We start from the raw sequence: 12033 nt of genomic DNA, 5'->3' as shown, positions 1-12033 counted from the left end.
ACTTATACAGAAAGGGGACTCCAACATGTTAGCAGCTTTCCAGCAACAACAAACACGAAAATTTTCACCTATCACAAATACTTCTACGTCTTGTTTAAACATACAACCTAATCCACCTAAAATTTCTATCGCTCCTTCTGTTATTTCAGTCATCGGTGTTCATATGGAAAAAAATAAGTTGAAAGTAAGAACTGGACAAAGCACTGAGTTATCAGCTTCCGTTTTGCCAGTGCAAGCGACGAATAAAGAACTTATTTGGACAAATATGAACGCTGATGTTATCACAATGTACCCAAAAGGGGATACGGTAACGATTACTGGAAAAAGTGCGGGAAGAGCAGTCATAATTGTCACAACTGCTGAAGGAAAGTTCCGTGATTTATGTATGATTCATGTACAACCTTATATGACAAACCCAAAGTAAAAGAGTGGCCTCGTAGCCACTCTTTTACTTCATTTCAATGTGTGAATTTTTACTTGTAACGAGATTGATGAATTGTGCTTTATCTTTAGGAGAAATAATTTCTGTTTGATGCGCGCCGTAAACAATTTCAAGCCGATCAAATGATAAAGCATGAGCCGCAATTGGATTTTTCGTATTTGAAATTTGTTTTATATCTCGTATAAATATGCGCTTTTTAACGAAACCTGATCTAATTGTAATTGTTTCTTCTCCGACGATGTATTTTGTCGAAAACTAACTCCACATAAATAATATTGCTAATGGAATTGTAAAAAATAAAAGAAAATATTCTCTTCCTGCAAATAGGGGAGCAAAACACGCTCCAATGACAACGAAAAAAATCGGATATAACCATACATCTTTTTTTGATGGGAATTCCATTCCCTTCCCCTTTCCACACCCGTATTTATATAAAACAAAAAGAGAAGTATTACAACTTCTCTTTTCTTCCCCTAATACTATAATTCCTGTGTATACGCCGGCTCGTTTACTACATTTTTTGCTGTTCGTTTTTGTTGCTGTAGTAAGAACACAGATACTCCAAACAATACGAGCATGCTACCGATAATTTGCATTGCATTTAGTCTTTCCCCGAGTAAGAAGAACGCTAGTATAGATGCCCCAACTGGTTCCCCTAAAATACTCATTGAAATTGTTGTTGCATTTACGTAGTTTAATAACCAATTATTAATGACGTGTGACACTGTCGGTACGACCGCAAGTAAAAGAAATACGGTCCAGTCCCACTTCGAATAACCTGTAAAAGGCACTTGCAATACTATATTATAAATTCCCATAAAAATACCTGCGAATGCAAAGACTGTAAAGCTGTAAATCCAGTGTGATACTTTCTTTACTGTCGTTTGCCCGATAAATAAATAACCGACAACCGCTATTACACTTAAAAAGGATAATATATCTCCATAAATCGCTTGTGCACTTAGCCCTAAATCTCCCCAACCAATACACATTACGCCTAATATCGCAATTCCCATTGTCGCAATGGCTGAGTATGTTGTTCTTTCTTTAAATAAGAAAAAACCTCCAACTAAAGATACGATTGGCTGAAGCGCTAAAATAATCGTCGAACTCGCAACTGTCGTATGCTTTAAAGATTCAAACCATAAAAGAAAATGAAGTGCTAAAAAGAAACCAGATCCAATTAAAAATCCCCAATCTTTTATTTGAATCTTACTAAACTCTTCCCGTTTTTTCCAAACGATAGGCAGCATAATAAGTACGATAATCCATAATCGATACATACTTAATATGGAAGATGGTGCTGAGGACATCTTTACAAAAACTGCTGCGAATGAAATGGCTATAATGGAAATGGCTAATGGTAGCGCGATTGACCTTTCTTGTTTCAAATTCCGTCTCCCCTCTCACCTGTCAAAAATCCCACTTCATTATATCCGTTTTCTTTCATAACTTAAATACTAATTTTTTAGATTCTTCGTACCATTATGGTAAAATAGAAATGAAAGCACCTATTAGTGAATATTTCTTTCTTTTTCACTACAAGCGTCGCTCTTACAATCATTACAGTAAATTTTTATTTAGGGGGATCTACATGAATCAAACAATAGGGAGAATTGAAGAAATTTCATTTTATAGCGCATCACTTCAAGAAGATGTTACACTTCTCGTTTACTTACCGGTAAATTACACACCACTGCACAAACATACAGTTGTAATTGCACAAGATGGTAGAGATTACTTTCAGCTTGGTAAAGCGCACCGTGTAATTGAGCGCCTTCGTGAAACTGAAGAAATTGACCGTACAATTATTGTCGGTATTCCATATAAAAATGTACACGATCGTAAAGAAAAATATTTCCCAAATGAAGTAAAAAACGCTGCTTATATTCGTTTCCTTGCTCATGAACTTGCACCATATATCGATGAAAATTATCCAACGTACCAAATGGGAAAAGGTCGTGTGTTAATTGGTGATTCTCTTGGCGGAACAGTTTCCTTCATGACTGCACTTATGTATCCGCATACATTTGGTAAAGTCGTTATGCAATCACCATTTGTGGATGAAACAGTGATGAATTTAGCAAAAGACTTCAAAAATCCGGAGGCGCTAGAACTTTATCACGTTATTGGAACAGAAGAAACAGCTGTAAAGCGCACGGATGGACAAGTATCTGATTTCGTAGGGCCGAACCGTGAGCTTAATACGCTTCTCACGGATAGAAATTTCATCACGCATTACGAAGAGTTTGAAGGTAATCATACGTGGAAATATTGGCAAACTGATTTACCGAAAGCTTTCTCTCATATGCTATCAATGAAATAATAGAGAGCAGTATTCAGAATAATTTGATATAATAGATTAAGAGAGTTATTTTCTCAAAATCTAACTAGACTTACAAAGGGAGGAATTGGAACATGAAATTAGGCATTGTAATTTTTCCATCTAAAATGATTCAAGATAAAGCGAACGGATTGCGTAAACGTTATGATCCGCATTACGCATTAGTTCCGCCACATATTACATTGAAAACACCCTTTGAGACGCAAGATGAACAATTAGAATCGATTGTAAACGAGTTACATACAATCGCAAGTAAAACGAACCCTTTCACCCTTCATGTTGGGAAAGTTGGTTCATTCGCACCTGTTAATAATGTTCTTTATTTTAAAGTAGAAAAAACACCGGAACTTACTTTCTTAAATGAGGAAATGCATAACGGGTTCTTTACACAAGAACGCGAATACGCTTTCGTACCTCATTTAACAATTGGACAAGGCTTATCAGATGCAGAGCATGCTGACGTATTAGGTCGATTACGTATGAAAGATTTCTATTATGAACAACCAATTGATCGCTTCCATCTTCTATATCAATTAGAAAACGGAACATGGACTGTACACGAAACATTCCACCTTGGAAAGGGGAACAACTAATTTGCATGCACAGATCGTACAAACGGACGAACAACTAAGAGATGCATTCTCTGTACGTAAGCAAGTATTTGTGAATGAACAGCAAGTTTCTGCCGAAGAAGAGTATGATGAGTTTGAAGAAACTTCTATACACGTTGTTATATATGATAATGATGTTCCTGTTGGTGCTGGACGTTTTCGCACCATTGATGGGGTTGGAAAAATGGAACGCATTTGCGTACTAGCTTCCCATCGTAAAAAAGGCATTGGAAAAATTGTTATGGATGCACTTGAAGCATATGCGAAGGAAAACTCGCTACCAAAATTGAAGTTGCATGCTCAAACACATGCTGAAGATTTCTATAAGAAACTTGGATATGTAACGAATTCTGATGTATTCATGGAAGCAAATATTCCTCACATCGTTATGATAAAAGAATTGTAATTTGAAAACAGGAGGTATCCCCTCCTGTTTTTTACATTGCTATTTTCTATTTCTTCCGCTAAAGTTAAATGTTGATGCTATAGTTTTGAAGGTGAATATATGACACAAGAAAAATTTTCACAAAAATCGTTAACGCACGCTGACATTCCGCGTGCAACATATCATATTCCGAAAACATCTACCCATTTAATTATGGAAGAAGATGCAGATGCGGCGTATTTCCGTGCACTCGAACAACAAAATGTATTTTTAAACGAAAAACAATTAGAGGCCGTACGAACGACAGAAGGCCCTGTTCTTACATTAGCTGGTGCTGGAAGCGGGAAAACATCTGTTTTAACAACTCGCGTAGGTTATTTAGTAAATGTAAAACAAGTTCATCCGCGAAATATTTTATTGCTTACATTTACACAAAAAGCGGCTGAAGAAATCCGAAATCGTGTAGCGAAGTTACCCGGTATGAATCACGCAGCAAGTAACTACGTTGTTGCTGGTACGTTCCACTCTGTCTTTTTAAAATTGCTTCGTAGTCAAGGATATAATCAGCAAATTTTAGCAAACGAAAAACATAAACAAATTATGATAAAGAAAATTTTAAAAGAATTACGTTTAAAAGACGACTATGATGCTGAAACGATGCTCGCGATGATTTCACTTGAGAAAAACAAATTGAATCGTCCGAAAGATGTAAAAGCAAAAACACCCGTTGAACAAGAATTTAAAGAAGTATACGAGCGTTTTGAAGAAGTGAAACAACGATATAATTATATCGATTTCGATGACATCTTATTAGAAACATATTATATGTTAGAAAATAATGCTCCATTGCTTACTCAATTACAACAACGTTTTCACTATATTGAAGTAGATGAGTTCCAAGATACATCGTATGCACAATATGAAATTGTAAAATTATTAGCTTCCCCAAGAAATAATTTGTTTATCGCAGGTGATGACGATCAGGCGATATACGGCTGGCGAGGAGCCAGTCATCAAATTATTTTATCTTTTCCAAAAGAATTTGATAACACTACGATTATCGCACTTAATACAAATTATCGATCCAATCCCTTTATTGTCGGACTTGGAAATGAAGTTATCAAACTAAATCAAGAGCGTTTTGACAAAGAGCTGTATTCTGTACGTGAAGAAGGTGTACAACCTTTTTACGCAAGACCAGCTACAACTCTTGATGAAGCAAATCAAATTTTGCAGCTCATTCAAGAAAAAGTAGAGAGCGGCGAACGAAACTATAAAGATTTTTGTTTACTGTATCGTACACATTCTGTAAGCCGCTCATTACTTGATCAGCTTACCATTCACAAAATCCCGTTTATTAAACACGGTGCGAGCCAATCGTTTTATGAACATTCTTTAATTAAGCCTGTATTAGATCATTTACGACTAGTGATTGAGCCGTTTCGACTAGAATCACTTTCAAATATATTACCAACGATGTATATCGGGCGTGATGATTGTATTTCATTTATTGAACGTGAACAATGGAAATATGGTGAAGGTCGTTTCCCTTCTCTTCTTCATTTCTTATTATTAAATCCGAGCTTAAAACCTTTTCAAGTGAAAAAGGTAAATGAGCGTATCGATTTTATTAAATTTATAAAAGAATTAGAACCGAAAAAAGCATTAAAAGAAATTATTCATGGTAAAGGAAAGTATTTAGAGTACTTACAAAGTAACGATCGTTCTTCCTTTACGATGCATAAAGATATACAAGAAGAAATGTTAGAAGAATTAATGGAGTCTGCAACTCGTTTCACCGACATTCCAGCTTATTTACAATTTATTGATGAAGCAATTCAAGGTCAAAAAGAAATGGAAGCATTAAAAACAATGCCGCAAAAAGATGCTGTTTCGCTTATGTCTATTCATAACGCAAAAGGCCTTGAATTTCCATGCGTCTTTTTACTTGGAGCGAGCGATGGTATTCTGCCTCATACTTCTTCTTTAAAAGATGCAAATGATCGTGTTACAGAGACTTCTGAAGCTTTAGAAGAAGAACGCCGACTACTTTATGTCGCAATTACACGTGCGAAAGAAGAATTGTACATTTCTTCTCCGCAATTTTTTAGAGGAAAAAAATTAGATATATCTCGCTTTTTGTATACTGTGCGAAAAGATTTACCTGAAAAGACATCCACTAAATAAGGATGTCTTTTTTTCATATTGCATTATGTACATCCCTACTATATAAATTCCTTGTTTTTATCGTAAGAATTAACGTAATATCAACTATATTCCGTTCATATTGTAATAGTGTATGTCAGAACTCACGATAAGGAGTGAACATAATGAGCTGCAATTGTAACGAAGACCATCATCATCATCACGATTGTGATTTCAACTGTGTATCAAATGTCGTTCGTTTTATACATGAATTACAAGAATGTGCAACGACAACATGCGGATCTGGTTGCGAAGTTCCATTTTTAGGAGCACATAATAGTGCATCTGTAGCAAATACACGTCCTTTTATTTTATACACTAAAGCTGGAACACCATTTGAAGCATTTGCCCCAATTGGAAATCTTGATTTCTGTACGTCTCCAATTTTCCGAGTCGAGAGTATAGATGATGATGATTGCGCTGTACTACGAGTGTTAGGTGTCGTGTTAGGTGATGGTTCTCCTGTACCACCTGGTCCTGCTGGTGCCAATCCAATTTGTACGTTTTTAAATGTACCAAATTCAAAGTTAATATCAACTCCTGCTTGTCTTACTGTTGATTTAAGTTGCTTCTGCGCTATTCAATGCTTACGTGATGTTACGATTTAAAACTAAATAATGAGTTAAGCATGGATTGGGTGGCAGAAAATTCTGCCACCCAATCCATGCTTAAAAGGTATTATTATGTATTTTTTATAAAATTGGGAACTTGTCTAGAACATAGAACCTGTCCTTTTCATTAACTGAAAGTAGAAACAGATAAAGGAGTGAAAAACATGTTCTCTTCTGATTGCGAATTTACGAAAATCGATTGTGAGGCGAAACCAGCTAGTACACTACCTGCCTTCGGTTTTGCTTTCAACGCTTCTGCCCCTCAGTTCGCTTCATTATTCACACCATTACTATTACCTAGCGTAAGTCCAAACCCAAATATTACTGTTCCTGTAATAAATGATACAGTAAGTGTCGGAGATGGCATTCGAATTCTACGAGCTGGTATTTATCAAATCAGTTATACATTAACAATTAGTCTTGATAACGCACCTGTTGCACCAGAAGCTGGTCGTTTCTTCTTATCATTAGGTACGCCAGCTAACATTATTCCTGGATCAGGTACAGCAGTTCGTTCTAACGTTATTGGTACTGGTGAAGTAGACGTATCCAGTGGTGTTATTCTCATTAACTTAAACCCTGGCGATTTAATTCAAATTGTACCAGTTGAGTTAATTGGAACTGTAGACATCCGTGCTGCAGCATTAACAGTTGCACAAATTAGCTAGTAAAAAGCGGTATTTCTTCCTTAGAAATACCGCTTTTTATATGTATAATAAAAAACACTCACAGTAATATGAGTGTTTCATTCTTCATAGTGTTTTATTGTATTCTTCTTTTTCCCACAATTACATCCCTTTTTCTTCACAAATCCTTGTTGTTGCAATTGTTCTTGATATGCCTGTTGTTGTGCTTGGTGTTGTTGCTGCATGTGATACCATTGCTGCAGGTCATATGAATTTTGCCTTGGACTATTACTCACAGCAAACATCTCCTCTACTGTCAATTCTGTCTATTTACTATATGAACAACTCTTTATTTCCGTTCCCTCATTCTTTTAAACTCCGCTTTTTCTCGTATTATGAAAATATATTATTCTCCTATAAAGTACCCTGTAATCGTTTCAATGATTGCTGCTGCTCCTGCAATAGCTAATAATGCAAGTAACGGCTCTGCTACGATAGGAATCCAATTATATAAAACTAATAAAAAAGCACTAACCCATACACCTGTACACCAATAACAGCTTAATAATTCGCCAATCCACTTTCTTAATCCTTTACCTTTTACTTTTGTAAAAGTTGATACACTTCCATCTGGCTCTGTAATCTCTAATTCATCAATAAACGGCCTTCGCAAAAAAGCTGTAATTTTATCATACACAATTAAACGGGTGAGCCTAAAAGCAGCTAACGCGAAAATAAAGAATAAAAGCCAACTTGTAAACAGCATGATTCCACCTTCCCTTATCTTCTTTCGCCTATTTAAAAAAAAAGGCCTTGAGATTGTGACCAAATCTCCTCGACTCCAATATCTTATTAATGTAAATACAAACAAGACGATAAGGAGTGACATTAATGAGTTGTAACGAAAATAAACACCATAGCTCTTCTCATTGTGTAGTTGACGTTGTCAAATTCATTCATGAATTACAAGAATGCTCTACAACAACATGTGGATCAGGTTGTGAAATTCCATTTTTAGGAGCACATAATAGTGCATCTGTAGCAAATACACGCCCTTTTATTGTATACACAAAAACTGGAGACCCTTTTCAAGCATTTGCACCATCCGCAAGTCTTACTAGCTGCCAATCCCCATTTTTCCGTGTAGAGAGCGTAGATGACGATAGCTGCGCTGTACTACGTGTGTTAACTGTAGTATTAGGTGATGGTTCCCCTGTACCACCTACTGATGACCCAATTTGTACGTTTTTAGCTGTACCAAATGCAAGACTAGTATCGACATCTACTTGCATTACTGTAGATTTAAGCTGTTTCTGTGCGATTCAGTGCTTACGCGACGTTTCTATCTAATAAGTGAAGTAAACTAAAAAACTATTGGGGTGGTAGAAGATTTCTACCACCTTTACATATTTAAAAGCCGGCCATATCAATCGATTTTATCTCTTCTATAGCTACCCTAATATCTCTCATACTATTTGGCGGCATAATCGCTACAATTCCATTACGATACGATATGATTGATCCAATATAAGAAACTGTAGCCGTTTTTATTCTGCACCTTACTTTCGGGATGTAATGAGGGCGGTTTAATAAAAAATGAATCTTCTCTTCATTATTCATATCCTTAAATGATTTATTATACGGGATAGTTCTCACTGGTTCTTGCTGTTCTTGTTTCTCTTGCTGCTCTTGCACTTGTTCCTCTTCTTCTACTTGTTGCCCTTCTTGTTGTTCTTGTTGCTCTATTACCTCTCCCACAGCACTACTTACAACATTTTCGTTTCTATTACTTTCCTCTTTTCGATCCTCATTTTCAAAGTTTGTTAAGATAATTCTTTTTATTTTCGGTGCAGCAAGTTCCAAATTTACTTGCGCAATATATAACAACGGTTTTCCAACTGTTGAACTTTTATTTTTATTCTTCACACTCGTCCCTCCCACTTCCATACGTAGCTGAATAAATCGTGTACTATTATAGTTATATTCATAACGTGGTAAGAACTTTCGTTAAAAATCGTTCTTTCTAAGAACAAATAAAAAGGACAATCTCAACATGTAGAGATTGTCCTTTAAAAATTCATATTATGTTTATCCTAGGATATGATATCCTGAATCAACGTGAATGTTTTCTCCTGTTACACCGCGTGCTAAATCACTGAATAAGAATACTGCTGTATCCCCAACTTCTTCTGGAGTTGTTGTACGACGAAGCGGTGCGCGCTCCTCAATTTCTCTTAAGATTGAGTTAAAGTCGCCTACACCTTTTGCAGATAACGTACGAATTGGGCCTGCAGAAATAGCGTTAACGCGAATGCCGTGCTGACCTAAATCGTTAGCTAAATATTTTACGCTCGCTTCTAATGAAGCTTTCGCAACACCCATAACGTTATAGTTTTTCACAACGCGCTCGCCGCCAAGATATGTTAACGTTAAAATATTTCCGCCTTCTGTCATTACTTTCTTTGCTTCTCTTGCTACAGCTGTTAAAGAGAATGCACTAATATTTTGTGCAAGTAAAAATCCATCGCGAGAAGTATCTACAAATTCACCTTTTAAGTCGTCACGATTTGCAAAAGCAATACAGTGTGCTACACCGTGAATTGTACCAACTTCTTGCTTGATTGTTTCAAAGCAAGCTGTAAGTTCTTCATCATTTGTTACATCACAAGGTAATACAAGTGATTCTTGTCCTTCTAATGTGTCCGCTAATTCACGAACGTTTCTCTCTAAACGTTCTCCTGCATATGTGAAGATTAATTTTGCACCTGCATTATGCAAAGAGCGAGCAATTCCCCACGCAATACTTCTTTGGTTCGCAACGCCCATAACAACAAATGTTTTCCCTTGTAATAGTTCCATGATATATCCTCCCAGAAATACTTATACTTGTTATTAGTACCTGATACTATAATTATAGTAACATAAAACCTCTTAAAGGCAAACAAAAAAGTCATTAACTTAAATTTTGTTAATGACTCTTTGTTTCTATAAAAAACCGCTCTAATCCTTCTTCCCAAGAAGGCATTTGTAAAAAACCACTTAACCGTAGCATGTTATGTTGGAAAACAGAATATTTCGGTCTCTCTGCCGCCGCCCCAAATTCTTCGGTTGAAACAGGTAATACATTCACTTTCATATTTGCATACGAAAATATTTTTTGTGCAAATTCAAACCAAGAACACGAGCCTCTATTTGATACATGATACGTACCGTATAAAGAAGTGTGAATGAGCTTATTAATCATCACATTTAAATCCGCCACATAAGTAGGAGAACCAATTTGATCCGCTACAACAGATACTTCTGCTCTTTCTTTCCCTAATCGCATCATCGTTTTCACAAAATTATTTCCATACTTACCATATAACCACGATGTGCGAACGATAAAATATTTATTATGTAACTCTTTGACGAACTGCTCTCCTGCATATTTAGAAGCTCCGTATATATTTATCGGCGCCGGATTATGAAATTCATCATACCCTTCCGGTCTGTTACCTTGAAATACATAATCGGTACTAATATAAACTAACTTCGCCCCTACTAATTGTGAAGCAACCGCTACATTTCGAGCTCCTATTGCATTTATTCTATACGCAAGATCTTGTTCTCTCTCAGCATGATCAACCTTCGTATACGCTGCACAATGAATAATGATATGTGGCTTTATTTCTTGTACCACTTGCTGCATTCGGGATATATTTGTTATATCTAGTAACTTTTTATCAAATGGATATATGTCATATTCTTCAGGATTTAACTCTTCTTGTAGTTGCTTTCCCAATTGACCATTTGCTCCCGTTATGATAATCCGTTCTTTCATTTATATGCCCCTTACTTTTCTTTTAGTGGTTTCCACCATTCTATATGATGTTCATACCATTCCACCGTTTCTTTCAGCCCTTGTTCAAACGTATACTGAGGCTCCCAATCTAGCTCATTCTTCATCTTTTGTGCATCAATCGCATAACGACGATCATGACCTAAACGGTCTGTAACATATTCAATATCTTTTTTTGTTTTTCCTAAAAGAGTAATAATTTGTTCCACAACTTCTACATTTGTCTTTTCATTATTTCCGCCTATATTATATACTTCTCCTACACGTCCCTTATGCAAAACAACGTCAATCGCACTACAATGATCCGTTACATGTAACCAATCTCTTACATTTAATCCATCGCCATATAACGGTAGCTTCTTTCCTTCTATCGCATTCGTAACCATTAATGGAATTAGTTTTTCAGGATATTGATAAGGCCCATAGTTATTGGAGCAACGCGTTACTAAAACTGGTAATTGATATGTTTTATAATAGGATAAAGCTATCATGTCGGCGCTCGCTTTACTTGAAGAATATGGACTATTTGGAGCTAATGGAGTTTCCTCGGTAAATCGACCTGTTTTCCCTAAAGAGCCGTACACCTCATCTGTTGATACTTGCACAAGTTTAATATGCGGATGTTTTTTCACTAATTCTAATAAGGTGACTGTCCCGATTATATTTGTATCATAAAAAGGGATCGGATTTGCAATACTACGGTCCACATGTGATTCAGCTGCGAAATTGACAATTACTTGCACGTCACGCTCCTTAATAACATGCTCCAGCAGCTCTCCATTTTGAATTTCCCCTTTTACAAAAGAGTAATTCGGATGATCTTGAAGAGACTTCACGTTATTTAAATTCCCGCTATATGTTAATGCATCAAAATTAATAATTTTATATGTTTCATAGCTTTGTAACATGTAATGAACAAAATTACTTCCAATAAATCCAGCTCCACCTGTTACTAATATATTCATATA

The 12033-nt window shown here is 36.1% G+C and carries 15 protein-coding genes and 1 pseudogene; 8 read left to right on the top strand and 8 right to left on the bottom strand.

The window, feature by feature from the left end:
- Positions 1 to 25: 25 nt before the first annotated feature.
- On the top strand, positions 26 to 424 hold the full coding sequence (locus tag ACUXEY_RS04435) for an Ig-like domain-containing protein (protein ID WP_461300172.1): 399 nt from the start codon (positions 26 to 28) through the stop codon (positions 422 to 424).
- A 24-nt stretch (positions 425 to 448) separates the two neighbouring features.
- Here the strand turns inward: ACUXEY_RS04435 and ACUXEY_RS04430 are convergent.
- Positions 449 to 844, bottom strand: a pseudogene (locus ACUXEY_RS04430) (PH domain-containing protein).
- Between the two features lie 77 nt (positions 845 to 921).
- Positions 922 to 1833: a DMT family transporter gene (locus ACUXEY_RS04425; RefSeq protein ID WP_429600720.1), complete on the bottom strand. Its 912-nt coding sequence runs from the start codon at positions 1831 to 1833 to the stop codon at positions 922 to 924.
- Positions 1834 to 2036: 203 nt separating this feature from the next.
- On the opposite strand from ACUXEY_RS04425, the gene ACUXEY_RS04420 reads away from it, so the two are divergent.
- The 6 genes from ACUXEY_RS04420 (at position 2037) to exsF (ending at position 7266) form a co-directional block, all read left to right on the top strand.
- Positions 2037 to 2768, top strand: coding sequence for an alpha/beta hydrolase (locus tag ACUXEY_RS04420; RefSeq protein WP_001076848.1), 732 nt, complete (start codon positions 2037 to 2039; stop codon positions 2766 to 2768).
- Positions 2769 to 2860: 92 nt separating this feature from the next.
- Positions 2861 to 3379, top strand: coding sequence for a YjcG family protein (locus tag ACUXEY_RS04415; RefSeq protein ID WP_087957795.1), 519 nt, complete (start codon positions 2861 to 2863; stop codon positions 3377 to 3379).
- Position 3380: 1 nt separating this feature from the next.
- Complete coding sequence (locus ACUXEY_RS04410) at positions 3381 to 3803, top strand: GNAT family N-acetyltransferase (protein WP_166704196.1); 423 nt, start codon at positions 3381 to 3383, stop codon at positions 3801 to 3803.
- A 99-nt stretch (positions 3804 to 3902) separates the two neighbouring features.
- Complete coding sequence (locus ACUXEY_RS04405; RefSeq protein WP_461300171.1) at positions 3903 to 5969, top strand: ATP-dependent helicase; 2067 nt, start codon at positions 3903 to 3905, stop codon at positions 5967 to 5969.
- Positions 5970 to 6112: 143 nt separating this feature from the next.
- Entirely contained in the window at positions 6113 to 6595 is a 483-nt protein-coding gene (locus ACUXEY_RS04400; protein WP_461300170.1) for a CotY/CotZ family spore coat protein, read from the top strand.
- A gap of 167 nt (positions 6596 to 6762) precedes the next feature.
- Complete coding sequence (gene exsF, locus ACUXEY_RS04395) at positions 6763 to 7266, top strand: exosporium protein ExsF (protein WP_000492933.1); 504 nt, start codon at positions 6763 to 6765, stop codon at positions 7264 to 7266.
- A 77-nt stretch (positions 7267 to 7343) separates the two neighbouring features.
- Here the strand turns inward: exsF and ACUXEY_RS04390 are convergent, their stop codons facing one another.
- Both ACUXEY_RS04390 and ACUXEY_RS04385 read right to left on the bottom strand, forming a co-directional pair.
- Entirely contained in the window at positions 7344 to 7529 is a 186-nt protein-coding gene (locus ACUXEY_RS04390; RefSeq protein ID WP_166704193.1) for a cytochrome C oxidase subunit III, read from the bottom strand.
- 101 nt (positions 7530 to 7630) lie between these two features.
- Entirely contained in the window at positions 7631 to 7990 is a 360-nt protein-coding gene (locus tag ACUXEY_RS04385; protein WP_000899661.1) for a DUF1360 domain-containing protein, read from the bottom strand.
- Positions 7991 to 8115: 125 nt separating this feature from the next.
- Here ACUXEY_RS04385 and ACUXEY_RS04380 point away from each other — a divergent pair, with 125 nt between their 5' ends.
- Complete coding sequence (locus tag ACUXEY_RS04380; protein ID WP_429600727.1) at positions 8116 to 8574, top strand: CotY/CotZ family spore coat protein; 459 nt, start codon at positions 8116 to 8118, stop codon at positions 8572 to 8574.
- 60 nt (positions 8575 to 8634) lie between these two features.
- Here ACUXEY_RS04380 and ACUXEY_RS04375 read toward each other — a convergent pair whose 3' ends face one another.
- The 4 genes from ACUXEY_RS04375 to rfbB form a co-directional block, all read right to left on the bottom strand.
- The gene (locus tag ACUXEY_RS04375) at positions 8635 to 9171 is read right to left on the bottom strand and encodes a spore coat CotO family protein (RefSeq protein WP_461300169.1); all 537 of its coding nucleotides are present in this window, start codon (positions 9169 to 9171) and stop codon (positions 8635 to 8637) included.
- Between the two features lie 141 nt (positions 9172 to 9312).
- Positions 9313 to 10083 (bottom strand): enoyl-ACP reductase FabI, encoded by a 771-nt coding sequence (gene fabI / locus ACUXEY_RS04370; protein WP_000421885.1) that lies wholly within the window; start codon positions 10081 to 10083, stop codon positions 9313 to 9315.
- 109 nt (positions 10084 to 10192) lie between these two features.
- Positions 10193 to 11047, bottom strand: coding sequence for a dTDP-4-dehydrorhamnose reductase (rfbD, locus tag ACUXEY_RS04365; RefSeq protein WP_461300168.1), 855 nt, complete (start codon positions 11045 to 11047; stop codon positions 10193 to 10195).
- An 11-nt stretch (positions 11048 to 11058) separates the two neighbouring features.
- Positions 11059 to 12030, bottom strand: coding sequence for a dTDP-glucose 4,6-dehydratase (gene rfbB, locus ACUXEY_RS04360; protein ID WP_461300167.1), 972 nt, complete (start codon positions 12028 to 12030; stop codon positions 11059 to 11061).
- Between the last annotated feature and the right edge of the window lie 3 nt (positions 12031 to 12033).

This window comes from Bacillus sp. F9_6S_D1_P_5 (genome assembly GCF_054823925.1).
This window is presented reverse-complemented; position numbering and strand designations above follow the sequence as displayed.

Coding starts and splice junctions, on each gene's coding strand:
- ACUXEY_RS04435 (WP_461300172.1), top strand. CDS start 26: ATGTTAGCAGCTTTCCAGCAACAACAAACACGAAAATTTTCACCTATC.
- ACUXEY_RS04420 (WP_001076848.1), top strand. CDS start 2,037: ATGAATCAAACAATAGGGAGAATTGAAGAAATTTCATTTTATAGCGCA.
- ACUXEY_RS04415 (WP_087957795.1), top strand. CDS start 2,861: ATGAAATTAGGCATTGTAATTTTTCCATCTAAAATGATTCAAGATAAA.
- ACUXEY_RS04405 (WP_461300171.1), top strand. CDS start 3,903: ATGACACAAGAAAAATTTTCACAAAAATCGTTAACGCACGCTGACATT.
- ACUXEY_RS04400 (WP_461300170.1), top strand. CDS start 6,113: ATGAGCTGCAATTGTAACGAAGACCATCATCATCATCACGATTGTGAT.
- exsF (WP_000492933.1), top strand. CDS start 6,763: ATGTTCTCTTCTGATTGCGAATTTACGAAAATCGATTGTGAGGCGAAA.
- ACUXEY_RS04390 (WP_166704193.1), bottom strand. CDS start 7,529: ATGTTTGCTGTGAGTAATAGTCCAAGGCAAAATTCATATGACCTGCAG.
- ACUXEY_RS04385 (WP_000899661.1), bottom strand. CDS start 7,990: ATGCTGTTTACAAGTTGGCTTTTATTCTTTATTTTCGCGTTAGCTGCT.
- ACUXEY_RS04380 (WP_429600727.1), top strand. CDS start 8,116: ATGAGTTGTAACGAAAATAAACACCATAGCTCTTCTCATTGTGTAGTT.
- ACUXEY_RS04375 (WP_461300169.1), bottom strand. CDS start 9,171: ATGGAAGTGGGAGGGACGAGTGTGAAGAATAAAAATAAAAGTTCAACA.
- fabI (WP_000421885.1), bottom strand. CDS start 10,083: ATGGAACTATTACAAGGGAAAACATTTGTTGTTATGGGCGTTGCGAAC.
- rfbD (WP_461300168.1), bottom strand. CDS start 11,047: ATGAAAGAACGGATTATCATAACGGGAGCAAATGGTCAATTGGGAAAG.
- rfbB (WP_461300167.1), bottom strand. CDS start 12,030: ATGAATATATTAGTAACAGGTGGAGCTGGATTTATTGGAAGTAATTTT.